This window comes from Rhodococcus sp. 1R11, from assembly GCF_004563845.1.
Classification (GTDB): domain Bacteria; phylum Actinomycetota; class Actinomycetes; order Mycobacteriales; family Mycobacteriaceae; genus Rhodococcoides.
This window is the reverse complement of the sequence record NZ_SPNG01000003.1, coordinates 350518-376140: the sequence shown is the minus strand read 5'-3', so window position 1 is coordinate 376140 and position 25623 is coordinate 350518. Positions and strand designations below refer to the sequence as shown.

Genomic DNA, 25623 nt, shown 5'->3' with positions numbered 1-25623 from the left:
TGACATGCCGAGCGCTGAGAAATATTTATGTGACGAGCTCTACCGTCCATGGATGATCTGTGATAGTTCTTGGTTCATGAACACATTCGACACGTCGAAAGGCGCATGAGCGCCCATAGCTATCCCACCTCCGGTTCCACTACACCGAGGTGCAGATCATGAAGCTTGCCGAGGCCCTCGCTGAACGAGGGGAACTGATCAAGCGCACCGAACATCTGATGGTTCGGATTCTGGCGAACGCTCGCCACCAAGACGGTGAATCACCGGCCGAGGATGCAGCAATTCTGTTGTCGGACTACAACTCCGCGCTCGATCGTCTCGAAGTCCTCATTCGCAGGATCAACCGAACCAACAATGCTGCCACGGTGCGGGATGGAACCATCACCGATGCACTCGCGTCCCGCGACGTGCTGCGTATGCGACACAAGGCGATCTCTGCGGCCGCGGACGCGGCATCGGGGCGCAACCAGGAGCACAGATACGGCCCACGTCAGCTGAGGTCGGAATTGGTCTACGTCGCAGCTCTTCCGGTTGTCGAACTACGCTCTGCCGCAGATGATGTTGCCAAGCAGGTCCGGTTGGTGGACTTGGAGATCCAACGCGTCAATTGGGAGTTCGACCTAGTCGAATAGCATGCCACATGCCGGGTAGTAGGTAGTTTTCGATCGAGGCGAGCACGTACCGCGGGTCGGCGGTTTTCCGGCCCTTCTCCTGCGTGGTGAGCAGCGTTCCGGGCATTCACTCGGTCACATTGCAGCTCAGTACGATTCACGCAGAACGGTGCACAGCTTACCGTGCATTACCGTGTGCTGATCGAACGGAAACGAGGGTGGGTAAGGGGCCACCCGGCATGATGGCCTGAGCCTCTGTTCCCGACTAGTCTGGTCCGAATGACGGCTTCATCGATATCCCTCGCACGACCTGCACTGATCGTCGTCGATGTGCAGGCAGGTTTCGACGATTCTGAATTCTGGGGTCCGCGGGACAATCCATCGTGCGAGGGCAATGTTGTTGCACTCGTTGAGTTCTGGCGATCCAAGGCTTGGCCGGTGGTATTCGTTCAGCACGATTCCGACAATCCGCAGTCACCGTTGTCGCCGACGCAGGACGGACATCGCTTCAAGGACATGCTCGACGGGACTCCGGATCTGCTCGTTCGCAAACGCGTCAATTCGAGCTTCTACGGAACTCCCGATCTGGACGCCTGGCTACGCGGCGAGGACATCGACCAGGTGGTCATCTGCGGAATCACCACCAATCACTGTTGCGAGACCACCGCAAGGATGGCCGGGAATCTCGGCTACGACACCTACTTCGTCATAGACGCGACGCATACCTTCGATCGCGTCGCGCCCGACGGGACAGTCGTGCCTGCCGCAACACTGTCTGCCATCACGGCCACCAACCTGCACGGCGAGTTCGCGACGGTGATCGAAACGAAAGACATAACTTCCCACCGACGTCGCCCAATTTGATACCGTTCGGTATGGCCGATCGGGGAGCAGTAGCAGGGCTCGCGGGACCCATTGTGCTGCTGTATCTGGGGTACTTCGCGTCAGTGCCGACCCTCTCATCGCTGATCCACGGGATCTACGACCCTCGAATAGACTGGGCCGACACGGGTTTCGGTGAAGTGCTGCTGTTCTCGTTCCTGGTCGTGGGCGGTCTCGCTGCATGTGTTGCGGCAGTTCGCGCGCTGGCCGACTCTCCGAGGTTCCCAGGAATCGTTGTCACACCTGGGTCGTCGATCGGGCGGAAAGTCGACGCGGTGGTGGTGACACTGATTGCCTACGCCGTCGTTGTTCTGGTGTTCGTGACCGCTACCGCATCAGCCGGATTCCTGGTGCCCCTCATTGCGGCGTGGGCTTGCTCCAACACGATTCGGAATTACCGTGAACTGAAGAGTCGACGTCGAGCGTCCGCAGCATAGCGCATGAACACCGTGCTGATGCTGATGCTGATGCTGTGGTTCGTCGTGTTCGCGTACGCGGCATCCGTCGGATTCCGCGGCAGGGCAACGCATCCCGACTACTACGGTGCACGAGTGTCGGACACGGTGAAATCGACACCCCGACTGCGTGCACGAGCCAGTCGATCGGTCGGAATCTGGTGCACGGTCAGTTCCATGATGGCTGTGGTGCCAATCGTATGGATCGGCTCAGACTTTCACCGTGAAAGAACGACCTGGGAGCTGGCCGGTCTGGCCGCATACGTCTCCGTCGTCGTGGTGGTCGGCGGTTACCCGTTGGAGAAGATCAAGAAGTCGTGACGTTGGGATGGTCCAACAACGCGAACGCGGCCTTCAATTGCGCTCGGGCTGCGTCGACTTCGGATGTGTTGCCCGCCAGATGGTGCAGCAAGGCGCGTTGGAAGATCCCGTCGAGAAGGATGTAGGCGGAGGGGCGGTCGAGGGCGGATTCGGAGCCGCGTAGCTCGCAGTACTTCGTCACCACGCGCCAGATCATGTCTTCGCGGCGTTCCTCGATGTCCAGGACGTCGCCTCGAAAGGAACCGTCGAACAGGGCTTGGTTGCGGAGGTCGTACCAGAGTCGATGAATTCCGGCGTCCGCCACCAGGGTGGCGAAATACTTCGTCTCGAAGTCCGCGTACAGGCCGGGGGCGTCGACGGCGTTGGCCACCACCTCGTCGTAACGGGTGACGCAGATGGCCTCGTACTGGCGAACCGCGTGGGTGATGAGGTCGAGCTTGTCGGTGAAGTAGTAGTGCAGGACGCCGTGCGAGTACTCGGAGTTCTGTGCGATCTCCCGCAACGATGTGCGGGCGTACCCCAGCTCGGCCAGCGTATGCAGCGTCGCCTCGGCCAGCTCGGTTCGTTTGGACTCGAACTTGTTGCGAGCGCGCTCTTCGATGCGCGCGCGCGGATCGACCGTCTGGGTCATGTTCGGTGTCCTCTCCGCGCGGCGTTTCGCTGTTCAGTGTATGCCCGGCACGCCAGATGCGAATTTTGGGCAGTCGTCAAGAAAATCCTTGACGCATGTACAAATTCTAACTTAGTGTGATCCGCAGCACACGTCAGAGGGGTGGATGCACACCTGCCTCCGGTGCTTCACGGCTCGATCAACCTCGGCCCGTCCGACGACGGCCGATCACGAGAGGACTTTTCATGCCAACCGACAAGCGCGTCGTCGTCTACGGGGCATCGGGATATACCGGCCGACTGATCTGTGAATACCTGCGCGAGTACAACATTCCCTTCCTGGCCGCCGGCCGCGACGAAAGCCGAGTCAAGGGCATCGTCGACGCCGTCCCCGGCGTCGAGACGGTCGAATACGATGTCGTCGAGGTCGAGCACACGGCTTCCGCACTGGCAGAAGCGTTTCGAGGAGCCGAGATCGTGCTCAACACGGTCGGTCCGTTCTCGCGGTTCGGACACGAGGTGGCGCAGGCATGCATCGAGATCGGTGCGCACTACACCGACACCACCGGTGAGCAGGACTGGATCATCGATGCCGAGAAGAAGTACGGTGCAGACTTCGCCGCCCGAAACATCGTTCTGACACCGGGTTTGGCGCAGATGTACAGCATCGGCGAGATCGCGGCCAACATCTGCCTCGAGACCCCGGGTCTGGACACCCTCGACATCGAAGTCTTCTGGAAGGGACATCCGACGGTCGCGTCGACCAACACCATCCTGACCAATGCCGCCTTCTCCAAGGCGTACTACCTCGAACAGAACGAGTACGTGGAATGGCCCGACGACGGGGTGTTCCAGGTGGTCGTGCCGGGCCAGCACGATCTGGGCTTGGCGCTGCCGTGGGGCGGTACGTCGCATCCGGTGTGGTTCAAGAACGATCCTCGAGTCGCGAACGCGCGCGCCTACGGCGGGGTGATGAACAAGCCCCTCATGCTCGCCGTGCCTCAGATCATCGCCGGCGCAATGGCGCAGATGGAAGGCAAGACCGACGCCGAGAAGTACGACATCATCGACACGGTGTCGGCGTCGGTGCGCAGTGAGACACCGCCGCGGGAGAATCCCCGTATCAACACCTCCCTCGACTCGGTCTACGCATCGGGTCCACTCGGCCGCGTGCACACGGTGATTCACGGCAACTGCAACTACAAGCAGACCGCTCTGCTCAATGCCTTCGCGGCGGCACATGTGTTGCAGGGCCCGCCCAAGAAGGTCGGGTTCGCCTCCAGCTGCCAGGCGTTCGGGCACCGGGAACTGCTCGGCGTGCTCCGCGCCTTCGGTCTGGTGCTCGACCCCGTCGTCACAGCACACAGCTGAGGACCCGGCCGATGCGGCTTTCCGACTACCTCGACAAGGGCATGTCCCTCGGCCGAGACGCTCCCTGTCTCACCATGGGTGACACCACGAAGAGCTACGGCGAGGTGTACGACGACACGGTCTCCATCGCCGGAGCGTTGCAACACAACGGTATCGAGGCCGGAGATCGTATTGCGGTGCTCTCCGGTAACGATCCACTCGCCCTGACCTGTGTTTTCGCGATCTCCCGCGCAGGTGCAGTGTGGTGTCCGATCAATCCGCGAAACGAGGCCGACGAGAATCGTCAACTGTTCGATCTGTTCGGATGTCGATTCCTGTTCTTCCAGAAAGCATTTGCGGATCTCGTCGGCCGCATCAGAGACCAGCTGCCGCAATTGCAGTGGCTGGTCTGCCTGGACGGCGACGTGCCGGGAGCGCTGTCGTACGACCGATGGCTCGTCGAACACCGCTCGGAATCGGTCGTCGACAGGCGGCCGGCCGACGGGCTGTGCATGATCGCCGGTACCGGCGGGACGACAGGAAAACCGAAGGGCGTCAGGCTCACCGAAGAGAACATGATGACGTCGACGGCCACTGCACTGATGAGCTATCCCTTCGGGGACCGGCCTCGATACCTCGCACTGGCACCGTTGACCCATTCTGCGGGGGTACTGACATTCCCCATCCTGAGCCTGGGCGGGCACGTGGTCGTGATGCCGGCTCCGGACACCGGTCGGTTTCTCGCTCTCATCGAGCACCACCGGATCACGCACGCATTCCTGCCGCCGACGGTCATCTACGGGGTGCTCGACCATCCCGACCTGGACACGCGGGATCTGTCGTCGCTCCGATGTCTCTGGTACGGAGCTGCGCCGATGTCGCCTACGCGGTTGGAGGAAGCGCTGATCCGAATAGGGCCGGTACTGGGGCAGCTCTTCGGGCAGACCGAGGCACCGAACATGATTGCGACGCTCGCACCGGCCGATCACTTCCGGAGTGACGGTTCCATCGCGGTCGAACGGCTGACCTCGGCGGGTAAGCCGACGCCACTGACGACGGTGGCGATCATGAACGAGGACGGCGGCCTGCTCGGTCGAGGGGATCGCGGCGAGATCGTGGTTCGAGGACCTCTCGTGATGCAGGGCTATCACGAGAATCCGACCGCCACAGCCGAAGTCGGCGCTCTCGGGTGGCACCACACCGGAGACATCGGGTACCTCGATCATGCCGGCTACCTCTACGTGGTCGATCGTGCCAAGGACATGATCATCACCGGAGGATTCAACGTGTATTCGGCCGAGGTGGAACAGGCTCTGCTGTCGCATTCCTCGGTGAAGGAATGCGCAGTCGTCGGCCTCCCCGACGACAAGTGGGGCGAACGGGTCACGGCTGCAGTGCTTCTGCGACCCGGACGCGACGCGTCACCAGAGGATCTGATCGCTCACGTCAAGGCGCGGATCGGGAGTGTCAAGGCTCCCAAAGAGATTCAGATATGGACCGATCTGCCCCGCTCCAAGGTGGGGAAGATCCTCAAGACCGAAGTACGCAGCACGATGTCTGCACCGTCACCAGCGAAGGGAAGCACAGTATGAGCGAGTTCGAGGGCAAACGAGTCTTCGTCACCGGGTCCGGTGCCGGAATCGGAAAAGCGATCTCCCGGATGTTCATCGAGCGGGGCGCGCGCGTCGTGGTCAGTGACATCGACGAAGGTGTGGCAGCGACGACAGCCCAGGAGATCGGCACCGAGGGCACCGCCAACTGCGACGTGTCGGACGAGAGCCAGGTCCAGCGAGCCGTCGCCGGCGCGGTCGAGATTCTGGGCGGACTGGACATCGTCGTCAACAACGCGGGCATCGAGGTTTCGTCTCCGTTGCTGCAGCAGTCCACCGAGAGTTTCGACAAGATCTATGCCGTCAATGTGCGGGGCACATTCCTGGTGATGAAAGCGGCGATCGGGTCACTCGTCGAGTCGAAGGGCAACATCGTCAACATTGCATCGCTGGCCGGTGTCGGCGGCACCGCGCTGCTCGGGTCGTACTGCGCCACAAAGGCAGCCGTCATTCAGCTGACACGCGTTGCGGCCATCGAGATGCGTGCTGCAGGAGTACGCGTGAACGCCGTGTGCCCCGGCTTTGCCGATACGGCCATGGTCGAACGGCTCGTTCCGGACTTCGAAGCGGCAACGCAGGTCCCGTTCGGTGATCTCGTTGCCGCCAAGCAAGGCCGACTGGGAACACCCGAGGACATCGCAGAAGTGACGCTGTTCCTCGCCTCGGACCGCGCAACATGGATCACGGGAAGTCACTACATTCTGGACGGCGGCCTCTCGGCGTCGCTGGTGTAGCGCTCGGAGCTCCCCGTCAGCCGAGGGCGACGGGGAGCAGGCCGGGTCGCGTCCGAGATGCGATGTCGGCCAACGCACCCTTCAGCGTCGGGTATCGGAAGTCGAACCCGGTGTCGGTCAGCACCTGCGGCTCGACCCACCGACTCTTGAGGACCAGCTCGGGTTCGGTACGGATCACCCGTGCGCCCAGCTTCAGCAGCCATGCCGGCGTCGCCACTCCGTGATCGCGACCGAGAGCAGACCGAACCTGGTGCATCAGAACCTCGTTGGTCACCGGGAACGGTGTCGCGACGTTGACAGGTCCGACGATCTCCGGGGTGGCGTACAGATGGTCGAGAGTCCGAGCGACATCATCGACGTGAACCCAGCTGAACACCTGGCCACCATCGCCCATGTGGCCACCCAATCCCACGCGAGCCAGATCGATGATCGGATTGATCGCCCCACCGCCCGCGCCCAACACGATCGACAACCGCAGTGCCACTCTGCGAATCGACACGTCGGCGTCGAACAGTTCGCGCTCCCACGATCTGGCCACCTCGACCGAGAAACCCGATCCCAGTTCGCCGTCCCGTTCGCTCATCGACCTGTCGCGTGCATCGCGATAGATGGTTCCGGTGCTCGCGTTGACCCACAGCGTGGGTGGATTCTGTACTTGTGCCAAGGCGCGCCCGAGCTGGGCTGTCGTCTGAATTCGCGACGACATGATCGCGTCGGCGTTGGCCTTGTTGTAGCGACAGCTCACCGAGCGGCCGGCAAGATTGACCGCCAGATCGGACCCGTTCAGGACCTCGACGAGGCCGTGATGGTCCGACCACGTTGCATCGCTGGACGATCCGCGTCCGACCGTCCTGACGCTGATTCCGCGGTCCTCGTAGTAGCTGCGCAGATACCCGCCGATGTAGCCGGAGGCACCGCACAGGACGACGGTGGATGGTGAATCGGTCATCGACTCAACCCTTCTGGAGAGGTCATTCGTTTCAGGAGACCGGCGACATCGGCCACCAGGCCGCGCGCTACCGGGAGTCGGGCGAGACGAACAGCCTTGGATACGACCGGCACGAGCCCGTCGACCAGAGTGCGGGTGCGAGCCTGGTTGTCGGACGAATCGGTGACCCAATGCAGCGTGACGCCCATGTAGATCATCCAGAGCAGAAGCGGGAGTGCATCGTTCAGTGAAGCGGGTACCTTCTGCTTCGATGCATCCAACGTCGTGCGCATCAGATCGATGGCCATGGCTCTCGCGTCGGACGATTCCTCGGAGAACGGACTGGAACTGGACCTCGTCGGCAGCGCCAGCTGTAGGAACGCGCCACCGAACGCGTGATACGGCGTCAGGACGTCCAGGCCGGAATGCAGAACTGCGGCCAGGTTCTCCGACAGCGACCCGCCCTGGGTGATGACCTGCTCCGCACGTTCGCGGTGATCTCGCTGGATCACCACGTACAGCTCGTTGACCAGTTCGTCCTTGCCGGCGAAGTAGTAGTACGCATTGCCGAGCGACACGCCGGCCTCGTCGGCGATCCGCCGCATGGTGGTGGCCTGAAACCCCTCTTCACGAAACAGCCGAAGAGCGACGTCGACCAGCTTGTCGCGCGTCTCGGATGTGCGGGCCATGCGATCACCTCGTTTTCTGAACGTGTTCAAAAAGGACGGTAGACCCATTTTTGAACATGTTCAAGCGCAATGGCCGGGCACTGACCTGAATACTCGACGCATGCTCAGACGAATGGGAACCTCGCTGATCGGAGGCAAGGGGGCTCAGTGGGTACAAGCGCTGAACGCGCGGCATCCGTGGAGCCACAACGACTACTTCCACAGTTGGATTCTCGCCAACTTGCCGAGCCGTCGACGCGAGGCAATCGATGTGGGTTGTGGCCGAGGCGGTCTCGTGCGTTCACTCGCACCGTATTTCGATCACGTCACCGGAGTCGACATCGACTCGGACATGCGCCGCCGCACAGGTCTCGCGTGCACCGATGTCACCAACGTGACCGTCACCCAACGCCAACTCGACTCGTGGGCGGACCAATCCGTCGATCTGATCACGATGATCGCCGTTCTCCACCACCTCGACATCGATGACGCCCTTGGACAGGTCGAGCGTGTTCTTGCACCCAACGGCCGACTGTCGGTCGTGGGTATGGCTGCGCCACGAAGTCCTCGGGACCTGCTGTGGGACGCCGTATCCATCGTGACCAACCCGCTGATCGGATTCGTCGGCCATCCCTGGCCGAGTCCAGCGGGAAAGCAGCCGGCACCTTTCCCGGTCAAGGACCCGGTGCTCAGTTTCGACGAAGTGAAGCGGTCGGTCGACGCGATACTGCCCGGGGCAACGATGCGACATCGCGTCGGATTCAGGCACACCATCGAATGGACGAAGCCTGGGTGACCAGAAGATTCTCTGCTCTGAGCAGAATCGCCGACCCCTGCTGGAATCGGGGCTTAGGCTCCGATCATGGGCGAGGTCATACGAATCGATGAGCGCCGAGCAGCACGCGCAGTGGAACCGCTGTGGCGTGAGGTGGTCGGCCGCCGGCTGCGCGAGCGCAGACACTCCCGCGGCGACACTCTCGCCGACACGGCGGCGCGCGCAGGCATTGCGCCGCAGTATCTTTCGGAGCTCGAACGCGGCCGCAAGGACCCGTCGAGTGAGATCCTTGCGGCCGTCGTCGGGGCACTCGGCACCTCGATGGCCGAAATTTCAGGCCTGGCGCATCACGACCTGTCCCGCGGCAGTGCGACGTTGATGGCTGCCTGACGTCGTCCTTCGAGGACTTGGTCGACCAGGCCGTACTGCAGCGCCGACGGAGCCGTCAACACCAGGTCACGGTCGGTATCGTGACGAATTTTCGCCGCATCCCGTCCAGTGTGTTTTGCCAGGATCATCTCCATCTCGGCGCGCACCCTGACGATCTCGTCGGCAGCGAGAATGAGATCTGGAATGGTGCCTCGCCCCTGCCCCGCAGGCTGATGCAACACCACCCGGCTGTGCGTCAACGCCGAACGCCGACCCGGTGCACCTGCGGCGAGCAGCACTGCTCCGGCCGCCACCGCCTGCCCCACACATGTTGTGGCAACCGGGGATCCGATGAACTGCATCGTGTCGTAGATCGCCAACATGGCCGCAGTATCGCCGCCCTCGCAGTTGATGTACATGGAGATTTCCTGATCGGGGGAGTCGGCCTCCAGATGCAACAGCTGCGCGATCATCGCATTCGCAACACCGGCATCCAGTGCAGTACCGAGGTACACGATGCGTTCGCTGAGCAGATGTGAATAGACGTCGACCACGCGTTCGCCGCGCGAATCACGAGTAACGACATTGGGAATCGTGTACGTGCTCATCGTGCCATCTCCATCCCGAACGACACCCGACGTGCCGGCATGACCTGATCGAAGGAGCTGACGATGGCGTCGACGAACCCGTAGTCACGCGCGGCGTCGGCGGTGAACCAACGATCGTGCAAGGAGTCGTCGAATATTTGTTCTCGTGTCTGTCCGGTGTCGTCGGCGATGAGGCCGAGCACCGTATCGCGGGTATGTCGAAGATCGTTGGCCTGCACCTCCACTTCGACCGCAGAACCACCGATGCCGGACGAGCCCTGGTGCATCAGAATCCGCGAATGCGCTAGCGCGTAGCGCTTTCCGTGTGTTCCCGACGACAGCAGGAATTGGCCGGCGCTGCAGGCCAATCCGAGTGCCAGCGTCGAGACGTCGCAGGGAATCAGGTGCATCACATCGCGGATCGCGAGCATGGCAGGAACCGACCCGCCAGGGGAGTGAATCCACAGGGCGATATCGGCCGATGGATTCTCGGCGGCCATCGTCAACAGGTGGGTGGTGAGGACGGTGCCGTTGTCGTCGTCGAGGGGGCCGTCGAGCACGAGGATTCGATGACGCAGGAGTCGGTCGCGGAGTTCGGGTGGGAACATTCGGGGTGTCTCGCTCATGATTCGAGTGTGAACGTGAATGTTACTGCGTGCCAACGATTCTGCTGTCGGCAGCGACGCTGCTCAGAGCTTCGCGGTACTCGAGGGACAATGGAGGCATGACCACACTCGAATTCTCCGATTCCGTCGTCGTCGCCGCATCGCCGGAGGACGTGTATGCCGTCGTATCCGACGTCACTCGGACAGGTGAATGGAGCCCGATCTGCCAGGAATGCCGGTGGAACGAACCCGACGGGGGCGGTGTGGGATCGACGTTCACCGGACGCAACGTCACTCCCGACCGTACCTGGGAAACGATCTCGACCGTCGCAGTGGCCGAACCCGGACGCGAATTCGCGTGGTTCGTCAGCGATAACTTCGTGCGCTGGGGATACACACTCGAACCGGTGGACGTCGGCACCCGGCTGACCGAGAACTGGAACTTCCTGCCCGACGGCATCGCGCACTTCCAACGGAAATTCGGAGACTCCGCGCAGGAGCAGATCGACATTCGCAGCAAGGCGGCACTGGACGGCATTCCGCGCACCCTGGCGGCCATCAAGCGCATCATCGAGTCGGAGTCCTGATAGGCAGGTGTGCTGGCTGTCCACTATTCGCGTCGGCGAGCGGGAATCCGCCTGTCGACGCGAATTGTGGACACTGAGCCCTGCAGTCGCGCCTATTCTGTGCCGATGACGTCGACGGTTCTTCAGCTGACCACAGTTCTCGAGCCTCGCGGCCCAGCGGCTGCGATCGTGCTGACCGACTCCCAGGTCGCGTCACTCGGTAGCACCAAAACGCCGCCGGTGCGGTTCACGATCGGTGGACAGACGGTGGCAGGACGCATCGGGCGCATGGGCGGGGAGAACTTGCTGGGCCTGAACAAGAGTGTGCGCACCACGCTGGGCGTCGAGGCCGGTGACACCGTCGACGTGACCATCGAACTCGATGCCGAACCGCGCACCGTCGAACTACCGCCCGAGCTCGCCACTGCACTCGACGCCGAGCCCGCGGTACGCGCAGCATTCGACGCACTGTCTCCATCGAAGAGAAAAGAACACGCACGATCGGTCGCCGACGCCAAACGCGCCGACACCCGTGACCGTCGCATCGCGTCGATCGTCGAGGCACTACGCGCCTGACGTACTACCCGGCATGGGGGCGCGGGTGCCAGCGTCGACGGTGGCAGTGCGCGCTCACACCACGGTCGCGGGCCTGTTCGATGCGACGACCTCCGTCGACCTGTCCGCCGCAGACAGGCGAGTGAGGATATCGACAGCCGAGGTGATGTCGGGAAGTGAACGAGTGAAAGGAATGCGTTGACGGTCGTCGAAGGCATATCCCGTGCCGAAACGCAGTCCGGGTGCCAGCAGCACGCCGTGCGACTGAGCTTCGGCGACAAGGACACTGGATCGAAGACCGTCGGGCAGGGAACACCACAACGCCAGCCCGCCGTCCGGAACGCGAAAGTGCCAATCAGGCAATCGATCCCGCATCAGAGCAACGGTGTGATCACGTGCGACTCTCGATATGTCGGCGCGCACTCGGCGTACCTCGTCGTACTTGCCCATCAACTCGACCGCAGCGAGTTGATCGAGAATGGACGTCGACAGTTGGCGTCGCGCATAGGTGGCGGCGATCCTTGCCAGCAGCCCTGCCTCGGCGCGAACCCACCCGACTCGCAGCCCACCCCACACCGTCTTGCTCGTCGACCCGATCGTCACCGTCGCACTATCCGGCGTTGCCGCCCCGAAGGGTTCGATGTCGGGCGTCCCGTCGAGGGACAGGTCCGCTGCTACCTCGTCGACGATGGTCAGTACTGCGTGGCGGTGCATCGTTGCGGACAGCTGTCGGCGGGTGCCGAGGGGTAGTCGAGCTCCCGATGGATTGGAGAAGTCGGGCATGAAATAGGCCAGGGTCGGTGCGCTCTGACGTGCGGCCCGGTCTGCTGCCGGCACGAACGCCTCGGTCTCGTCCGGGTCGATGGGCACCGGGATGCATCGGCCCCCGAGTGAATGGACGAGTTCGACGACACCCGGATACGTCGGGTGCTCGACCAGCACGCGGGCACCCGGCTCGGTGAATGTCGCCAACACCGCATGGATGGCGTCGGTGGCACCGGAGGTGACGAGGATGTTCTCGGCGGTGGTCGACACTCCGCGCCCCCGGTAGTAGGCGGCGATCGATTCACGGAGCTCCAACAGCCCGAGTGGGGCATAGCCGCCGGACGCGAATCGGCCCTGAATCCTTTCGGCCGCGGTTCTGTACGCATCGGCCAACAGCGGAGAAGCCGACGGTGACGCGTTGACCAATTCCACTGTTGCACTGTCACGGTCGCCGGCAAGGGAACTCCAGGCCGGCATCGACCCCGTCGGGGAGACGTATGTGCCCGAGCCCCGTTGGGCGCTGATCCAGCCACCCTCACGAAGGTGCCGATAGGCCGACGCCACCGTGACCCGACTGACGTCCAGACTGATCGAGAGCGCCCGCTCGGCGGGTAGCCGCGTCTGAGCCGACACCTCGCCGTTCTCGATCAACCGCCGCAACTCGTCGGCGATCTCGAGATAGAGCGGACCACCGGATCTGTTGCGCAGCGTCGACGGGCCGATACGTGCTGCCAACTCCGGGGCCGAGATCGCGGTGGCGTCGAACGAGTCCATGCAGTCCACTGTCGCACACTGGACTGAACTATTAACGGGAAAACCAGTCCATTGTTGTCGCATGATCGCAATTGGAGCTGTATTGGCCTTGTCGTTGGTCGGCGCGGGATGGACTGTGGCCGCACTGCGCGACGGCGGGAGAAGCGCCCCCGCTGGTCCGCCGCGCAGCCGTATCGACGTCGACTGAGCTCACCGCCCACTATTCGTCTCCGACGACGGGATTCCGCCTCAGCGGTCGAATTGTGGACACTGAGCGCACCACCCTCGACCGCAAATCGCCGACGCAACCGGCGTACGCAGAGGACAATCGAGCCCATGCCCGTTCCCGTCGAGTTCTCCACTCTCGATCTCCCGCTCGATCTCCCGCTCGACGAGCGTGTCGAGCGCTGGGAGGGGCACAACGCGGACCTACTCATCGGGCTGCGATGCCGCATGCTGGAGGTGGAGGAACTCGAGGCTACGGGTACCAATCTCCGACTCGACTCGGTCGACCTGGCTCGGGTGATCGGAACCTCGCACGTGGTCGAGCGCGACGCCGAGCTGATCAGACAGCAGCCGTCGGATTCGGTGATGATGTACTTCAGCCTCGTCGGCGATGCGTTCTTCTACTCCGCGGACGGCATTCGCTCCGTCGGCCCTGGTCAGGGGTTGGTGTTCGACGCAGACCGAGCGTTCATGCGCGGCTTCTCGCACGGGCTCGAAGAGCTGGTGGTGAAGCTGCCGCGGTCGGTGTTCGGGGAAATAACGGGGGCAGCGGTGCCCTCGGAACCGACGGTGTTCGACTTCTCGCCGAGCGGGAACGTGCACGCCGCGGCGCTCGCTCGACAGGTAGGGCGGGCCACCAGTCGACGTGACCCGACACCGCCGGACGAGCGAGCGATCCTTGAACTCGTCTCGGTGCTGACCACCGGTGCCCGTGCAAATCTGAACTCTGCCCATCGAGCGGCAGCGCGCTCGTTCATCGAACAACGACTGTCCGACGCGTCGCTGTCCGCGGCGCAGGTGGCCCGTGCGGTGGGAATCAGTGCCCGGCACCTGTCGCGGGTGTTCGCCGACGACGGCACCAGCGTGCCCAAGTACATCCTCGAACGTCGGCTCGAGCGTGCCCATGCCCAGCTCACCGGCCCGTTCGACGCAGCGATGACCGTCGCCGACATCGCTCTGTCGTGCGGATTTTCGTCCGCCACATACTTTTCACGGTCGTTCGTCGCCAGATTCGGCCGTCGCGCATCCGATGTCCGACGCGACGCCGTGATCACCAGGGCAGCTGTGTGACACCGACGAAATCGGCCATGTCTGTCCATTTGCGCCGACCTCGCCGGCTTTCGAGTAATCCCGATACGTGATGCAGGACACTCGGTCGTAGGGCCCGAGACCAGAGTCGGGCACGACGAAGGGTGATCCGATGCCGGTGTTCGACGACGGTCAGAAGGCGACTGCACTGCCCGATTCCTCGGTGGTGGAGACCGACGTGCTCATCGTCGGATCGGGTCCGGCGGGCGGGTCCGCGGCCCTGCTGCTGTCCACTCTCGGCATCCCCAACATCATGATCACCAAGTACCGCTGGACGGCAAATACTCCACGCGCGCACATCACGAACCAACGGACGATGGAGATCTTTCGTGACGTGGGTATCGTCGAGCAGGTGCTCGCCGACGCGACCCCGCACGAACTCGTCGGCGACACGGTGTTCTGCACGTCCATCGCGGGCGAGGAGATCGGCCGAATCCATACGTGGGGAACGGGTGCCGACCGTGAGGCGGACTACCAGCTCGCATCTCCGTGCCTGACCGTCGACATCCCGCAGACTTACCTCGAGCCGATCCTCGTGAAGAACGCGACGATGCGAGGAACGCAAACCCAGTTCTCGACCGAATACCTCTCCCATGTGCAGGACGACTCGGGAGTGAGTGTGTCCGTGATGGATCGGCTGACCGGCAATCGGTACACGATCCGAGCCAAGTACCTCATCGGCGCGGACGGAGCTCGCTCGAAGGTCGCAGCCGACATCGACCTGCCGTTCGAGGGCGCGATGGACATCGCCGGGTCGATGAACATCACCTTCAAGGCGGACATCGCCGAGTACGTCGGGCATCGACCGTCCGTGCTGTACTGGGTGATTCAGCCCGGATCGAACGTGGGCGGTATCGGTGCCGGCCTGGTGCGGATGGTTCGGCCCTGGAACGAGTGGCTCGTCGTCTGGGGATTCGACATCTCGGTGCCGCCGCCGGTGGTGGACGAGGACGCCGCCATCGCGATCGTCCGGAACCTGCTGGGCATGCCGGAGCTGGACGTCGAGATCACGGGAACCTCGTTGTGGGGCAACAACGAAGCCCACGCCACACATCTGCAGAAGGGGCGGGTGTTCTGTGCCGGTGACGCGATCCACCGACATCCGCCGAGCAACGGTCTGGGGTCCAACACATCGATCCAGGACTCCTACAACTTGGCGTGGAAGCTCGCCGCGGTACTGAAGGGCCGGGCCGGTGAATCCTTGCTCGATACCTACAGCTCCGAGCGGGCCCCGGTAGCGAAACGGATCGTCGAGCGGGCCAATCGTTCCAGTCGTGAATTCGCGGGCCTGTTCGACGCTCTGGGTGTCACCGACGCGAAGACCGAGGCCGAGATGATCGAACGAATCGAAGAGCGGAAAGCCGATACGCCTGCCGGCGCTGCCAAGCGAGCGGCACTTGCCGCCGCGATGGATACCAAGAACTACGAATTCAATGCGCACGGAGTGGAATTGGGGCAGTTCTACACATCGTCGGCCATCATGTCGGAGGGGGTGCTGCCCGCACCGGCACGAGACCGCGACCTGTACTACCAGGTGTCCACCCTGCCCGGATCTCACCTACCCCACGCGTGGGTGGGCGACCATCTGAACAAGCGAGCAATGCTCGACCTTGCGCCCTACACGCGCTTCACGCTCGTCACCGGAGTTGCCGGATCGGCGTGGGAGGCAGCCGCGGACGCGATCGCCCAGGAACTCGGTGTGCCGCTCGAGACCGTTGTCATCGGACCGGGCCGCGAGGTGACCGATCTGTACTTCGACTGGGCTCGGCTTCGCGAGGTGTCCGAGAGCGGCGCGCTCCTCGTGCGTCCCGACAAGCACATCTGTTGGCGTGCAGAAGAACTCGTCGACGACCCCGAAGGTGCACTTCGGAAGGCTCTGACCTCGGTGCTGTCGCGATGACCGGCGACTTCGCCTACGAAGCCAACCCGATGCGAGTGCGATTCGGCTCCGGTTCTCTGGAGCGCGTGGCCGACGAACTCGATCACCTCGGAGTCCGCCGGGTGTTGGTGCTGTGCTCTCCGAGCCAGCAGAGCGTCGCAGACCGGGTGGCATCCATCCTCGGGGATCGTTGTGTAGGAATACGTTCGGATGCCGTGATGCACGTCCCGGCCGACCTGGCCGCCCGAGCCAGCGCAGAGGCCGTGTCCCTGGGGGCCGACGGCTGCGTGACAGTCGGCGGTGGATCGGCGATCGGGCTCGGTAAAGCCATCGCACTGGAACACCGCTTGCCCATCGTGGCCGTGCCCACCACCTACGCGGGGTCGGAGATGACACCGGTGTGGGGCATGACGACCGACGGACTCAAGGAAACCGGTCGCGACACAGCGGTATTGCCTCGCAGCGTCCTCTACGACCCCGACCTGACCACCGGTCTTCCGGTCGGGTTGTCGGTGACCAGTGGCATCAACGCCGTCGCCCACGCGGTGGAAGCGCTGTACGCACCCGACATCAGTCCGATCATCGCGCTGATGGCGGAGGACGGGGTGCGAGCACTCGCGTCGGCGCTCCCGGCGATCGTCGCCGATCCGTCCGACCCACAGGGGCGCAGTGACGCCCTGTACGGTGCCTGGCTGTGCGGCGCGACGCTCGGCAGCACGACGATGTCGTTGCATCACAAGCTGTGTCATGCACTGGGCGGAACACTGAATCTCCCGCACGCCCCGACCCATACGGTGGTGCTCCCGCATGTGCTGGCCTTCAACCAGTCACACGCGCCGGCGGCGGTGGCAGCTCTGTCCCGGGCGCTACCGGGCACCGCCGACCCGGCCCGACGGCTGTGGGACCTGTGCAGAGCCCTGGGCGCACCCCGCTCCTTGGCCGAACTGGGCATGCAGGAGAGCGACATCGACCGGATCGCAGAAGAAGCGACGAGCCGATCGTACGGAAACCCCCGCCCCGTCACCCGCGAGGCGGTTACCACAATTCTTCGAGCGGCATGGGCAGGCGACCGACCGAGCGAGGGCGACCAGTGAGCGAGAGTATGACCGACGTGACCTTTTCCGAAGCCCAAACCGCCGTCGAAGAACGACTGGTGGACACCGTCATCGGCTCGTTCGGTGACTGCACCGACCCACGCCTGAAGCAGGTGATGACGTCTCTGGTGCGGCACCTGCACGGGTTCATTCGGGACGTGCGCCTGACCGAAGACGAGTGGAACACCGCCGTTGCGTTCCTGACCGAGGTCGGGCGCATCACCGACGATCGACGTCAGGAATTCATTCTGCTGTCCGATGTACTCGGTGCGTCGATGCAGACCATCAACGTCAACAATCCGGCCCACGAAGGTGCGACCGAAGCAACGGTGTTCGGCCCCTTCTTCGTCGACGACGCACCGCGCATCGAGAACGGTGGTGATGCATCGGGAGGTGCTGCAGGACAACCGTGCTGGGTAGAAGGAACCGTGCGGGACACCGATGGGAACGCGATTCCCGGTGCCCGGCTCGAGGTGTGGGAGGCCGACGAGGACGGCTTCTACGACGTTCAGTACGACGATGCCCGCGTCGGCGGTCGAGCGCATCTCTACAGCGACGACGATGGGCGCTATCGATTCTGGGCGCTGACTCCGACTCCGTACCCCATTCCGCACGACGGGCCGGTCGGGCGAATGCTCGCTGCAACCGGCCGCTCGCCGATGCGGGCATCGCACCTGCACTTCATGGTCACGGCACCGGGGATGCGAACTCTGGTGACGCACATCTTCGTTCGCGGTGACGAACTGCTGAACAGCGACACGGTGTTCGGGGTCAAGGATTCGTTGATCAAGGACTTCGTGGAGCAGCCGGCGGGCACCCCGACACCGGACGGTCGAGACGTGGGCGACACGACATGGGCGCGGGCCGATTTCGACATCGTGCTCGTTCCTGCCGACAGATCGTGACGGGTCAGGACTCGGCTGGAGCGCCACCGGCGATGGAGTCGATGAACGGGGACAGCAGCAGGGCGAGATCGTCTGCGGCAGAGGCGGCGTCGTCGGGGGGCTCGGGAATGTAGCTCAGGGCCAGGCGCACGATGGACTTGCTGATGACGTCGGCTTGTCGTGGACTTGCGCCCACCCATCCACGCTGGAACGTCTCCGCCAGACGCTCGCCCGCACGGTCGATCAGCACCTCGCTGTCGGTGGTGATCAGGCGCAGAAGATCCTCCGGTGCGTCGCCGCTGTGCAGGGACCGGACGAGTGGATCCAGACCGCTCAGCTCGAAGAACGACGAAAAGCCCTGTCTCAGAGCGGCCGACGCATCGTTCTCGTGTTGGTAGAGCGCCGTTTCGCACATTGCGACGAACGCGTCCGTCAATCTGATGGCGTACCCCTGGGCGACACCGCGCCGCGAACCGAACTCGTTGTACAGGCTCTGCCTGCTCAGCCCCGCGGCCTTGGCGATGTGGCTCATCGTGACGTTGCGCCAGTTGCGCTCGTGCAACAATTCGCGCAGCGCATCGAGCGCCACATCGCGCGCCAGAGTGGACGCGGCTTCACGGTATCGACCGGGGGTCGACGTCTGTTCGGCGGCGGGCATGAACACGACTCTATCGAACGACCGCATGTGGCCTGTCCAGCCAACCTTCTTCGAGACTGTTCCGATCGACGGGGTCCGCGCTCGCGATGAGGGTGCGGACCTGCCGGATGTCCTTGGGATGACCTACCCCGATCGCACCGACGAGCCTGTCGTCGCGCACCGCGCAGGCCGTGAACCGACGGCTTTCGATGGAGCCGCGAACCACGAAATACTCGTCGCGTGCATCGGTCCACCCCGCGAATTGCAGGTTGACGCCGTGCTGCATGGACCATCCCCACGGAACATCGAGAGCACCCACGTCGAGACCGAGGATGGATCGCGCCGCCCGGGTGGCTTGGTCGACGGCTCCGTTCCAGTGCTCACTCCGATACGTCCCGCCGAGTACCGAGTTGGGAACTTCGGCGACGTCGCCCGCGGCGTAGACGTTCGGTCTCGACGTGCGCATGCCGGCGTCCACCAGGATTCCCGACGCGGTCTCGAGGCCCAGGTCCGCCCCGAGCTCGGTGTTCGCGACCGAGCCGACGGACATCAGCACGGTGCCGGCGGACCATGAACGACCGTCCTCGGAGGTTGCGAGAACGGTGCCGTCGGCCAGCTTCTCCAGGCCGGTCACGGCGACGTCGGTGTGCATCGTGACGCCGTTGTCGGAATGCAGGTCTCGGTACATCTGCGAGATCGCGGCCGGTGCGATCCGGTTCAGCGGAGCCGATGCCGCCTCCAACACCGTGACCTCGGCGCCGAGCGATCGTGCCGCTGCCGCCGCCTCGCACCCGATCAGGCCGCCGCCGATCACCAGCAGTGATCTCGTTCGGGCGATGTCGGCCTGCAGCGGGGCGACATCGGCTGCGGTGCGAAGGGTGAACACGTGCTCGGCACCCGGTAGGTCGAGTTGCCGTGCACGAGAACCCGTTGCCAGCAGCAGGGCGTCGTACGGGACCGGAGCTCCCTCGTCCAGGTGTACCTCGGAATCGGTGACGGCGGTAGCCGTGACGCCTGCGCGAACGTCGACCCCGTCGATGGCTGCACCGAGCTGAACCTGATCGACCGATTTCGTACCCAGCAGCAGTTCCTTGGAGACAGTCGGTCGACGGTACGTGGTCTCCGGTTCGCTACCGACGATCGTGATGGATCCGGTGAAACCCTCGGCGCGAAGCACTTTGGCGGCGGTGTATCCGGCGGCCCCGGTGCCGACGATCACGACGTTGCCGGGTTGGCGAGCGGTCACCCGCGCTCGACCTCGACCATCTCGAAATCGGCCTTGGCCGCACCGCAGTCGGGGCACGACCAGTCGTCGGGAATATCGTCCCAGCGCGTGCCCGGTTCGATGCCGTCCTCAGGCCAGCCGAGCTCTTCGTCGTACTCGAATCCGCACTGCACACAGCGGTATAGCTTCATTTCTTGCTCCTGAAGTCGATTTTCTCTCGGACGCCGCAGTCGGGGCACGGCCACTCGTCGGGTACCGCGGACCACGGAGTTCCGGCCGGAAAGCCCTCGCGTGGTGCGCCCGTGGTCTCGTCGTAGACGAACTCGCAGACCGGGCACTCGTAGGCAGCCATCACTTCGCTCCGTATGCGGCGAGGATCTTCTCCCGCTTGGACGGCGCGATGTTGACGCGAGTGATGTCGCCGTCGTAGTGATCGAGAACGCGGTGATCCATCACCTTGCGCCACACGGGCGGGAAGTAGGCCAGCGAGATCATGCTTGCGTAACCGCTCGGCAGGTTGGGTGCTCCGTCCATGCTGCGCAGAGTCTGGTAGCGCCGAGTGGGGTTGGCATGGTGATCACTGTGTCGCTGAAGGTGATACAGGAAGATGTTGGTCACGATGTGATCGGAGTTCCAGCTGTGCTCGGGGGTGCATCGCTCGTAGCGGCCGTTGTCCTTCTTCTGGCGCTGCAGGCCGTAGTGCTCGAGGTAGTTGACCGTTTCGAGCAGCGAGAAGCCGTAGATTGCCTGAACTACCAGGAACGGCAGCACGATCGGGCCGAACGCTACGGCAAGGACGGTGTAGAGGACGACGGACATCAGCCACGCGTTGAGCACATCGTTGTGAATACTCCACGTGCTCTTGCCCAGTCGCTCCATGCGGGTCTTCTCGAGTTCCCAGGACGACCGCAGGCTTCCCCACACGCTGCGGGGGAGGAAGGCCCAGAAGCTCTCACCGAACTTCGAGCTCGCCGGATCCTCGGGAGTAGCGACACGTACATGGTGACCGCGGTTGTGTTCGATGTAGAAGTGGCCGTAGAACGTCTGTGCCAGTGTGATTTTCGACAGCCAGCGCTCGAGGTCATCCTTCTTGTGACCGAGCTCGTGCGCGGTGTTGATGCCCACGCCGCCCATGACACCGATGCTGATGGCCAGGCCGATCTTCGAGAGCAGCCCCAGGCCGCCGTCGATGCCGAGCCACGAGAGGTTGTCGGTGGACCAGAGGTAGCAGGCGAACACCAGGCTGGCGAGCTGGAACGGAATGTAGGCGTACGTGCAGTAGCGGTAGTACTTGTCTTCCTCGAGCGCCTTCATCACCTCGTCGGGTGGGTTGTCGCCGTCCGGTCCGAAGAACCGGTCGAGGATCGGAAGCAACCCGTAGACGAGCAGCGCGCCGATCCACCACCAGACCGGCGCCACGGCGTTCCAGCCGAGCTGGTTGAAAGCCCACACCAGGCCGGTTGCCAGAAACACCGCCGTCGGTGGGATCAAGCCCATGAGCCAGAGGTATCGCTTGCGGTCGTGCCACTCGTCGACGGGCACCTGTGCCTGATCGTCGACATTCGATGCCGTCATCGTCACTCCTCGTGTAGGGCGGATCACTGTGCTGTGGACAATACGCGCAATTTGTATCCGCTGTGTACAAATTAAGATATTTGTACATCGACACGTGCATTGTTGCGGCAGTCACAGCGTCACCGTTTGGACGAAACGGCCTGCTACCTTCCGACTCGTTGTGATCGGTCACGAATGGTCACGGCACTTGCAGGTCCGTCTGTATCCCGTCGGGGGTACTTCACATCAGGAGTAGTTATGGACGCATTCATCGCCAAGATCATCGTCGACGTCATCCTCGGACTCATCGGCAGCGGAAGTGCCGAGAGCGGCAGCACTGCAGTGAGCGCAATCCTCGGATCCTGATCCGAACAGGGCTGCGCCGGTGAGAATGTCGGCGCAGCCCGCCGAGCGTCTGCGACGAAGCGGTAGGAGTGAACGCGGGGCATCGCCGCACACGCTCGATGGTGAAAAACTAGAAACGGCCCTCGGCGATGGCGAGTACGACGAGAGCGATCGCCGCGATAATGAGTATTGCTAAGAGTGCCAACTGGATTGGGCTGGTCGAGCCTGGCGGCCGAACGCCGTTCGGACCCCTTTTCTGGAGCATGGCACAGACTGTAGGTCACTTCTTGGGTTTGTGCACAAGTTGGATGGTACAAACCGGCGAATGTGCCGTTATGGTTCGCACACCTGTTCGATCAGGAGTAGAGTTCGAGTCGGTGGAGCGAGGAGGGAAGCCTTGCTTCACCGCTCCTACTCATGACATCCGAGCGAGTGGACGGTGACGGCGATGGACGACGTTTTGCGCAAGGTAGCGGAGCTCAAAGCGCTGGTCGCCGAGCTCGAGGCGCTCGACCGTCAACGCGTCGGGATGGGGGACCGGTTGGTCGATCTCGAACACTACTTTCGCCGAGCGGGTTGCCCCGAATTGTCACAGCAGGCACTCGACGCGTTCGTCGGCACTTACGCCGGACGAGTGCTCGAATTGGCGGACGGTATGCGCGGCTAGCACCTACCGGCGACATCTGCTGTTCGCGAACCAGCCGGTTTCTTCTGTGGTTCACTGGTTCATCCAAGTCGGGACACGAGGAAAGCCGCTCGAGATACGTGAACAGTTTGCGCGAATGGTGGGCCCTTCCAGTCGACTACGGATGGAATGTCGCCTTCGCGCGCTCGCAGCAGGCGCTCGAGATCACCAAAATACTCATCGGAATCTGGTGCTGGCTCTTCGGCGCGGCCGCGGCGATCGGATTGGTGGTACCAGGCCTCGCCGAGGGCAGTCTGGGTACGGCTGCACTCTGGGTCACCGTAGCCACGACAGTCCCGGTCGGAATTGCCTGGTGGATCGGTGGCTGGCCGAGCTGGCGGATGTCGATCGCGTTCGTCTTCTACGCCGACGTCGTTCTCGCCGCAGTGGTGCTCACCATCGGTGTTCCGACGACTGTTCTGCCGACAGCCGCCCTGTTCACCGTCATCGGTAGCTACGTCGTCGGTTTTCACGGTCCCAAGCTGCTCACTGCCCACTACGGCTTCGCCTTGACCACGACCGCAGTGCTGTACGGTTTCGCCTTCGTAGCCGAACCCGAACTGCGGTTACTGGCCACGGCCTACCTGGTGATCTTGATACTGGTGATGTTCTCGGCACCACTGATCGTGCACACGTTCATGATGATGCTGCGACGCGATGCCACCGGCGCGTTCTACGACCCCCTCACCGGGTTGCAGAACAGGCGGGGATTCGACGCGGCGATCGGCAACCTGCAGCTACGGCCGGGATCAGGAACCGGAGTGACGGCAGTGGTGATAGACATCGACAACTTCAAGGCCGTCAACGACCGATACGGTCACCTGCAAGGGGACGCCGTGATCCGGCTGGCGGCTTCCCGCATCCTCGACGTGTTTCCGACACCCGCCATCACGGTTCGGCTCGGCGGGGAAGAGTTCGCAATCATTGCCGTGGATGACCGCGATTCGGTCGCCGCTCGTGCGGAAATACTACGAATCCGACTGAGCAACGCCACCGATCGCTCCCCACTGACCGCCTCGATAGGCGTCGCACATGCTGTTGTCGACGCGCGAGAGACGGGTACCGAAGTCGAAGACTTGCTGGGTCGTGCGGACCGGGCGATGTACCGAGCCAAGGGGCTCGGCGGCGACCGCGTCGCCCTGTCGGAGGGCGAGCCCCGATCGCCGCGTCCGGCCGGCGAGCCGCACTGACGAGCGACGGCGTCGACCGATCCCACTTCTGGAACCGGTCAACGCCGTCGGCGGAGTCGAAAGGTCTTGCTACAGAGCAACCTTGGCTGCAATGGCCTGCTGTGTTCCGACGTCGAAGACCGGGTTGGTCAGGTGCACGTCGAGGGTGTTGTTGGGGCCGGCGATGAGACCGTTGAGCAACGAGGTGTATGTGCCGCAGTTCTGGAACTGAGGAATCGTGTACGTGCCCTTCACGTGCGTGTCGGCCTCGTTGTTCTGGATCAGATCGATTGCGTCGAGCGCACCGGTCAGATTGGCGGTGGTCTCGCTGGTGACGCAGTTGCTGTTCGAGGGAATCAGGTCGAGTGCCGCCGACCCGGACGATCCCGTGCCGCCGATGCCGAGAGGCTTGACGGAGTCGATGCGAATCTTGAAGCTCTGCTTGACATTCAACTCCAACTGCGGCGCCTCGGCGGGGCCGCCCGCTGCAATGGTTCCGGAGACCGGCGTGGCATCGACGATCGAGATGGTGAAGTTGGCGAGCGTGGCCGGGCCGAGCTTCAGATCGGCCGACGCCTGCGGCAAGGCGAGAGTGCCGGTCACCGTTCCGCCGACGAGGTCGACGTCGGTGGCCAGATCGGTGGTCGGGAAGACCACCGGCTGACCGGTCTTGGCGATCACGGTCGTCGTGTCGGCCTGGAACGTGATGGGCAGGGTGTCAGCGGCATTGGCCGGGCCGGCGACCAAGGTCGCCAGAGCGACACTCGACGCCAAGGCCGTCGCGGTGACGACGGCTTTGTTGCGGATCTTCACGTGCTCTCCTGAATATTGTTGTTGTGCTGGATGGGAATTGGCGATCAGGACAAGGTGAATGCTGGGTTCGGCTGCACCGACAGGCTGTTCACCGTGCAGTTACCCGACATCGGCTGGTTGCTCGACGTCAGCGTGTTGGTCATGTTGTCGAACGAACCTGCGAGCGTCGCGGGCCCGCAGTTGTAGCCCAGAAGCGAGAAGCCGACGTTCGAGACCTCACCGGTGGTGGCGCTGGTGGGAGTGAGCGTCCAGGGCAGGTTCTTGAGCTGCGGCAGGCCGCAGAGGCGGTTCGATCCGCTGATCTTCGCGTCGGTGATCGACGCCGACGAGCCGTCTGCGCTGGTGGATCCGGACAGGGTGATCGAGCAGCTGACGGGTACGCCGAACGAGGCCGGTGTGGTGACGACGATCGTGCCGGGCGCGGTGAAAGCGGTATTCGCCGGTGAGATGGTGGCGGCAGCGGCACTCCCGGCGCCGAGGGTGGCCCCGGCAATAGCGACTGCAGCAGCGACAGTGGTGAACGTTCGGGTACGGGACGGCAGGTTGAGCGTCATCGATCCTCCAAGTCCGAGCAGCTTCCGGCTCCCAGACGGGCATCCGGCGGCACCGGTGCTCCGGCAGCCGAGACGAACATTAGGACGACGAAATGGATGTCGGATATGTTCTTTTACAAGACAGTGACAAGTCACAATCCGGTCGGTATGTTTGTTGTAAGTCTTGGTATTGATTTCGGACGGCACCTCGGAAGGTATGCGCGTCATGGGTTTTCGGCCCGTTTTTCCAGAGGTAACCGGCGTGGTGAGCACGTCGCACACCGGCCTGTGGCGTTATCGAACCGTTATGGTTCGTTATCGAAACGAGACGTGCTGTGTTGTCTCGGT

Annotated in this window: 31 protein-coding genes; 18 read left to right on the top strand and 13 right to left on the bottom strand. The window is 63.3% G+C overall.

The genetic code is table 11. The annotated features are described in order from the left end of the window. Positions 1 to 158 precede the first annotated feature (158 nt). The 4 genes from E4P29_RS07650 to E4P29_RS07635 all read left to right on the top strand — a co-directional run bounded on the left by E4P29_RS07650 (position 159) and on the right by E4P29_RS07635 (position 2269). Complete coding sequence (locus E4P29_RS07650) at positions 159 to 632, top strand: DIP1984 family protein (RefSeq protein ID WP_135043358.1); 474 nt, start codon at positions 159 to 161, stop codon at positions 630 to 632. A gap of 258 nt (positions 633 to 890) precedes the next feature. Continuing rightward, positions 891 to 1475 (top strand): cysteine hydrolase family protein, encoded by a 585-nt coding sequence (locus E4P29_RS07645; RefSeq protein ID WP_135043356.1) that lies wholly within the window; start codon positions 891 to 893, stop codon positions 1473 to 1475. An 11-nt stretch (positions 1476 to 1486) separates the two neighbouring features. Then, the gene (locus tag E4P29_RS07640) at positions 1487 to 1930 is read left to right on the top strand and encodes a hypothetical protein (RefSeq protein WP_135043353.1); all 444 of its coding nucleotides are present in this window, start codon (positions 1487 to 1489) and stop codon (positions 1928 to 1930) included. A gap of 3 nt (positions 1931 to 1933) precedes the next feature. Then, entirely contained in the window at positions 1934 to 2269 is a 336-nt protein-coding gene (locus E4P29_RS07635; protein WP_135043351.1) for a hypothetical protein, read from the top strand. Here E4P29_RS07635 and E4P29_RS07630 read toward each other — a convergent pair. Then, on the bottom strand, positions 2256 to 2900 hold the full coding sequence (locus tag E4P29_RS07630) for a TetR/AcrR family transcriptional regulator (RefSeq protein WP_094621460.1): 645 nt from the start codon (positions 2898 to 2900) through the stop codon (positions 2256 to 2258). The genes E4P29_RS07635 and E4P29_RS07630 overlap by 14 nt on opposite strands. 224 nt (positions 2901 to 3124) lie before the next feature. Here E4P29_RS07630 and E4P29_RS07625 point away from each other — a divergent pair, with 224 nt between their 5' ends. From E4P29_RS07625 to E4P29_RS07615, 3 genes are read left to right on the top strand one after another with little or no spacing between them, the layout of a single operon-like run. Next, the gene (locus tag E4P29_RS07625) at positions 3125 to 4249 is read left to right on the top strand and encodes a DUF5938 domain-containing protein (RefSeq protein ID WP_048317604.1); all 1125 of its coding nucleotides are present in this window, start codon (positions 3125 to 3127) and stop codon (positions 4247 to 4249) included. 11 nt (positions 4250 to 4260) lie between these two features. Then, positions 4261 to 5820, top strand: a complete 1560-nt coding sequence (locus tag E4P29_RS07620; RefSeq protein WP_135043348.1) for an AMP-binding protein — start codon at positions 4261 to 4263, stop codon at positions 5818 to 5820. After that, a complete protein-coding gene (locus E4P29_RS07615) occupies positions 5817 to 6572 on the top strand; it encodes an SDR family NAD(P)-dependent oxidoreductase (protein WP_135043345.1) in 756 nt (251 codons plus the stop codon). The genes E4P29_RS07620 and E4P29_RS07615 overlap by 4 nt, the downstream gene beginning before the upstream one ends. Positions 6573 to 6588: 16 nt before the next feature. On the opposite strand, the gene E4P29_RS07610 is transcribed toward E4P29_RS07615, so the two are convergent. Both E4P29_RS07610 and E4P29_RS07605 read right to left on the bottom strand, forming a co-directional pair. Next, on the bottom strand, positions 6589 to 7521 hold the full coding sequence (locus E4P29_RS07610; RefSeq protein WP_135043343.1) for a TIGR01777 family oxidoreductase: 933 nt from the start codon (positions 7519 to 7521) through the stop codon (positions 6589 to 6591). Next, positions 7518 to 8189: a TetR family transcriptional regulator gene (locus E4P29_RS07605; protein WP_135043340.1), complete on the bottom strand. Its 672-nt coding sequence runs from the start codon at positions 8187 to 8189 to the stop codon at positions 7518 to 7520. Before E4P29_RS07605 ends, E4P29_RS07610 begins: the two co-directional genes overlap by 4 nt. Positions 8190 to 8289: 100 nt before the next feature. On the opposite strand from E4P29_RS07605, the gene E4P29_RS07600 reads away from it, so the two are divergent. Then, on the top strand, positions 8290 to 8964 hold the full coding sequence (locus E4P29_RS07600) for a class I SAM-dependent methyltransferase (protein ID WP_209205326.1): 675 nt from the start codon (positions 8290 to 8292) through the stop codon (positions 8962 to 8964). 66 nt (positions 8965 to 9030) lie between these two features. Next, positions 9031 to 9333 (top strand): helix-turn-helix transcriptional regulator, encoded by a 303-nt coding sequence (locus tag E4P29_RS07595; RefSeq protein WP_245154207.1) that lies wholly within the window; start codon positions 9031 to 9033, stop codon positions 9331 to 9333. Here the strand turns inward: E4P29_RS07595 and E4P29_RS07590 are convergent. Then, positions 9291 to 9920 carry an ATP-dependent Clp protease proteolytic subunit gene (locus E4P29_RS07590; protein WP_032383043.1) on the bottom strand — a complete coding sequence of 210 codons (630 nt, stop codon included), beginning with the start codon at positions 9918 to 9920 and terminating at the stop codon, positions 9291 to 9293. The genes E4P29_RS07595 and E4P29_RS07590 overlap by 43 nt on opposite strands. Then, the gene (locus E4P29_RS07585; protein ID WP_135043337.1) at positions 9917 to 10525 is read right to left on the bottom strand and encodes an ATP-dependent Clp protease proteolytic subunit; all 609 of its coding nucleotides are present in this window, start codon (positions 10523 to 10525) and stop codon (positions 9917 to 9919) included. The genes E4P29_RS07590 and E4P29_RS07585 overlap by 4 nt, the downstream gene beginning before the upstream one ends. 98 nt (positions 10526 to 10623) lie before the next feature. On the opposite strand from E4P29_RS07585, the gene E4P29_RS07580 reads away from it, so the two are divergent. Both E4P29_RS07580 and E4P29_RS07575 read left to right on the top strand, forming a co-directional pair. Continuing rightward, the gene (locus E4P29_RS07580) at positions 10624 to 11091 is read left to right on the top strand and encodes an SRPBCC family protein (protein WP_135043334.1); all 468 of its coding nucleotides are present in this window, start codon (positions 10624 to 10626) and stop codon (positions 11089 to 11091) included. Between the two features lie 105 nt (positions 11092 to 11196). After that, complete coding sequence (locus tag E4P29_RS07575; protein ID WP_135043332.1) at positions 11197 to 11646, top strand: YdeI/OmpD-associated family protein; 450 nt, start codon at positions 11197 to 11199, stop codon at positions 11644 to 11646. A gap of 54 nt (positions 11647 to 11700) precedes the next feature. On the opposite strand, the gene E4P29_RS07570 is transcribed toward E4P29_RS07575, so the two are convergent. Further along, the gene (locus E4P29_RS07570) at positions 11701 to 13164 is read right to left on the bottom strand and encodes a PLP-dependent aminotransferase family protein (protein ID WP_135043329.1); all 1464 of its coding nucleotides are present in this window, start codon (positions 13162 to 13164) and stop codon (positions 11701 to 11703) included. 61 nt (positions 13165 to 13225) lie between these two features. On the opposite strand from E4P29_RS07570, the gene E4P29_RS26525 reads away from it, so the two are divergent. The 5 genes from E4P29_RS26525 (at position 13226) to E4P29_RS07550 (ending at position 18335) form a co-directional block, all read left to right on the top strand. Further along, a complete protein-coding gene (locus tag E4P29_RS26525; RefSeq protein WP_280634530.1) occupies positions 13226 to 13351 on the top strand; it encodes a hypothetical protein in 126 nt (41 codons plus the stop codon). A gap of 128 nt (positions 13352 to 13479) precedes the next feature. Next, entirely contained in the window at positions 13480 to 14439 is a 960-nt protein-coding gene (locus E4P29_RS07565; protein ID WP_167735411.1) for a helix-turn-helix domain-containing protein, read from the top strand. A gap of 130 nt (positions 14440 to 14569) precedes the next feature. Beyond that, positions 14570 to 16357 carry an FAD-dependent monooxygenase gene (locus E4P29_RS07560; protein WP_135043324.1) on the top strand — a complete coding sequence of 596 codons (1788 nt, stop codon included), beginning with the start codon at positions 14570 to 14572 and terminating at the stop codon, positions 16355 to 16357. Next, positions 16354 to 17430 carry a maleylacetate reductase gene (locus tag E4P29_RS07555; RefSeq protein ID WP_135043321.1) on the top strand — a complete coding sequence of 359 codons (1077 nt, stop codon included), beginning with the start codon at positions 16354 to 16356 and terminating at the stop codon, positions 17428 to 17430. The genes E4P29_RS07560 and E4P29_RS07555 overlap by 4 nt, the downstream gene beginning before the upstream one ends. A gap of 8 nt (positions 17431 to 17438) precedes the next feature. Continuing rightward, the gene (locus tag E4P29_RS07550) at positions 17439 to 18335 is read left to right on the top strand and encodes a dioxygenase (protein WP_245154206.1); all 897 of its coding nucleotides are present in this window, start codon (positions 17439 to 17441) and stop codon (positions 18333 to 18335) included. A 4-nt stretch (positions 18336 to 18339) separates the two neighbouring features. On the opposite strand, the gene E4P29_RS07545 is transcribed toward E4P29_RS07550, so the two are convergent. Genes E4P29_RS07545 through E4P29_RS07525 form a run of 5 tightly spaced genes read right to left on the bottom strand, consistent with a single transcriptional unit; the run spans position 18340 to position 21751 of the window. Beyond that, on the bottom strand, positions 18340 to 18972 hold the full coding sequence (locus E4P29_RS07545; protein WP_094621689.1) for a TetR family transcriptional regulator: 633 nt from the start codon (positions 18970 to 18972) through the stop codon (positions 18340 to 18342). A gap of 10 nt (positions 18973 to 18982) precedes the next feature. Then, positions 18983 to 20197 carry an FAD-dependent oxidoreductase gene (locus E4P29_RS07540; protein WP_135043316.1) on the bottom strand — a complete coding sequence of 405 codons (1215 nt, stop codon included), beginning with the start codon at positions 20195 to 20197 and terminating at the stop codon, positions 18983 to 18985. Next, positions 20194 to 20367, bottom strand: coding sequence for a rubredoxin (locus E4P29_RS07535; RefSeq protein WP_027495558.1), 174 nt, complete (start codon positions 20365 to 20367; stop codon positions 20194 to 20196). The genes E4P29_RS07540 and E4P29_RS07535 overlap by 4 nt, the downstream gene beginning before the upstream one ends. Next, complete coding sequence (locus E4P29_RS07530) at positions 20364 to 20528, bottom strand: rubredoxin (protein ID WP_094621469.1); 165 nt, start codon at positions 20526 to 20528, stop codon at positions 20364 to 20366. The genes E4P29_RS07535 and E4P29_RS07530 overlap by 4 nt, the downstream gene beginning before the upstream one ends. Beyond that, a complete protein-coding gene (locus E4P29_RS07525; protein ID WP_135043314.1) occupies positions 20528 to 21751 on the bottom strand; it encodes an alkane 1-monooxygenase in 1224 nt (407 codons plus the stop codon). The genes E4P29_RS07530 and E4P29_RS07525 overlap by 1 nt, the downstream gene beginning before the upstream one ends. A 772-nt stretch (positions 21752 to 22523) precedes the next feature. On the opposite strand from E4P29_RS07525, the gene E4P29_RS25900 reads away from it, so the two are divergent. Both E4P29_RS25900 and E4P29_RS07520 read left to right on the top strand, forming a co-directional pair. Then, entirely contained in the window at positions 22524 to 22742 is a 219-nt protein-coding gene (locus E4P29_RS25900; RefSeq protein ID WP_027495561.1) for a hypothetical protein, read from the top strand. Positions 22743 to 22840: 98 nt separating this feature from the next. Beyond that, entirely contained in the window at positions 22841 to 23950 is a 1110-nt protein-coding gene (locus tag E4P29_RS07520) for a GGDEF domain-containing protein (protein WP_167735410.1), read from the top strand. Between the two features lie 69 nt (positions 23951 to 24019). Here the strand turns inward: E4P29_RS07520 and E4P29_RS07515 are convergent, their stop codons facing one another. Both E4P29_RS07515 and praA read right to left on the bottom strand, forming a co-directional pair. Continuing rightward, entirely contained in the window at positions 24020 to 24742 is a 723-nt protein-coding gene (locus E4P29_RS07515; RefSeq protein WP_135043308.1) for a hypothetical protein, read from the bottom strand. Between the two features lie 44 nt (positions 24743 to 24786). After that, the gene (praA, locus tag E4P29_RS07510; RefSeq protein WP_135043305.1) at positions 24787 to 25296 is read right to left on the bottom strand and encodes an alkane oxidation protein activator PraA; all 510 of its coding nucleotides are present in this window, start codon (positions 25294 to 25296) and stop codon (positions 24787 to 24789) included. Positions 25297 to 25623 lie beyond the last annotated feature (327 nt).

Bases quoted from the DNA above. Each gene is read 5' to 3' on its own strand.
- E4P29_RS07600 (WP_209205326.1), top strand. From the start codon at position 8,290: ATGCTCAGACGAATGGGAACCTCGCTGATCGGAGGCAAGGGGGCTCAG.
- E4P29_RS25900 (WP_027495561.1), top strand. From the start codon at position 22,524: ATGGACGACGTTTTGCGCAAGGTAGCGGAGCTCAAAGCGCTGGTCGCC.
- E4P29_RS07630 (WP_094621460.1), bottom strand. From the start codon at position 2,900: ATGACCCAGACGGTCGATCCGCGCGCGCGCATCGAAGAGCGCGCTCGC.
- E4P29_RS07585 (WP_135043337.1), bottom strand. From the start codon at position 10,525: ATGAGCGAGACACCCCGAATGTTCCCACCCGAACTCCGCGACCGACTC.
- E4P29_RS07625 (WP_048317604.1), top strand. From the start codon at position 3,125: ATGCCAACCGACAAGCGCGTCGTCGTCTACGGGGCATCGGGATATACC.
- E4P29_RS07610 (WP_135043343.1), bottom strand. From the start codon at position 7,521: ATGACCGATTCACCATCCACCGTCGTCCTGTGCGGTGCCTCCGGCTAC.
- E4P29_RS07550 (WP_245154206.1), top strand. From the start codon at position 17,439: ATGACCGACGTGACCTTTTCCGAAGCCCAAACCGCCGTCGAAGAACGA.
- E4P29_RS07650 (WP_135043358.1), top strand. From the start codon at position 159: ATGAAGCTTGCCGAGGCCCTCGCTGAACGAGGGGAACTGATCAAGCGC.
- E4P29_RS07530 (WP_094621469.1), bottom strand. From the start codon at position 20,528: ATGGCTGCCTACGAGTGCCCGGTCTGCGAGTTCGTCTACGACGAGACC.
- E4P29_RS07590 (WP_032383043.1), bottom strand. From the start codon at position 9,920: ATGAGCACGTACACGATTCCCAATGTCGTTACTCGTGATTCGCGCGGC.
- E4P29_RS07645 (WP_135043356.1), top strand. From the start codon at position 891: ATGACGGCTTCATCGATATCCCTCGCACGACCTGCACTGATCGTCGTC.
- E4P29_RS07555 (WP_135043321.1), top strand. From the start codon at position 16,354: ATGACCGGCGACTTCGCCTACGAAGCCAACCCGATGCGAGTGCGATTC.
- E4P29_RS07535 (WP_027495558.1), bottom strand. From the start codon at position 20,367: ATGAAGCTATACCGCTGTGTGCAGTGCGGATTCGAGTACGACGAAGAG.
- E4P29_RS07570 (WP_135043329.1), bottom strand. From the start codon at position 13,164: ATGGACTCGTTCGACGCCACCGCGATCTCGGCCCCGGAGTTGGCAGCA.
- E4P29_RS07640 (WP_135043353.1), top strand. From the start codon at position 1,487: ATGGCCGATCGGGGAGCAGTAGCAGGGCTCGCGGGACCCATTGTGCTG.
- E4P29_RS07545 (WP_094621689.1), bottom strand. From the start codon at position 18,972: ATGCCCGCCGCCGAACAGACGTCGACCCCCGGTCGATACCGTGAAGCC.
- E4P29_RS07560 (WP_135043324.1), top strand. From the start codon at position 14,570: ATGCCGGTGTTCGACGACGGTCAGAAGGCGACTGCACTGCCCGATTCC.
- E4P29_RS07575 (WP_135043332.1), top strand. From the start codon at position 11,197: ATGACGTCGACGGTTCTTCAGCTGACCACAGTTCTCGAGCCTCGCGGC.
- E4P29_RS07525 (WP_135043314.1), bottom strand. From the start codon at position 21,751: ATGACGGCATCGAATGTCGACGATCAGGCACAGGTGCCCGTCGACGAG.
- praA (WP_135043305.1), bottom strand. From the start codon at position 25,296: ATGACGCTCAACCTGCCGTCCCGTACCCGAACGTTCACCACTGTCGCT.
- E4P29_RS07595 (WP_245154207.1), top strand. From the start codon at position 9,031: ATGGGCGAGGTCATACGAATCGATGAGCGCCGAGCAGCACGCGCAGTG.
- E4P29_RS07565 (WP_167735411.1), top strand. From the start codon at position 13,480: ATGCCCGTTCCCGTCGAGTTCTCCACTCTCGATCTCCCGCTCGATCTC.
- E4P29_RS26525 (WP_280634530.1), top strand. From the start codon at position 13,226: ATGATCGCAATTGGAGCTGTATTGGCCTTGTCGTTGGTCGGCGCGGGA.
- E4P29_RS07635 (WP_135043351.1), top strand. From the start codon at position 1,934: ATGAACACCGTGCTGATGCTGATGCTGATGCTGTGGTTCGTCGTGTTC.
- E4P29_RS07620 (WP_135043348.1), top strand. From the start codon at position 4,261: ATGCGGCTTTCCGACTACCTCGACAAGGGCATGTCCCTCGGCCGAGAC.
- E4P29_RS07605 (WP_135043340.1), bottom strand. From the start codon at position 8,189: ATGGCCCGCACATCCGAGACGCGCGACAAGCTGGTCGACGTCGCTCTT.
- E4P29_RS07580 (WP_135043334.1), top strand. From the start codon at position 10,624: ATGACCACACTCGAATTCTCCGATTCCGTCGTCGTCGCCGCATCGCCG.
- E4P29_RS07615 (WP_135043345.1), top strand. From the start codon at position 5,817: ATGAGCGAGTTCGAGGGCAAACGAGTCTTCGTCACCGGGTCCGGTGCC.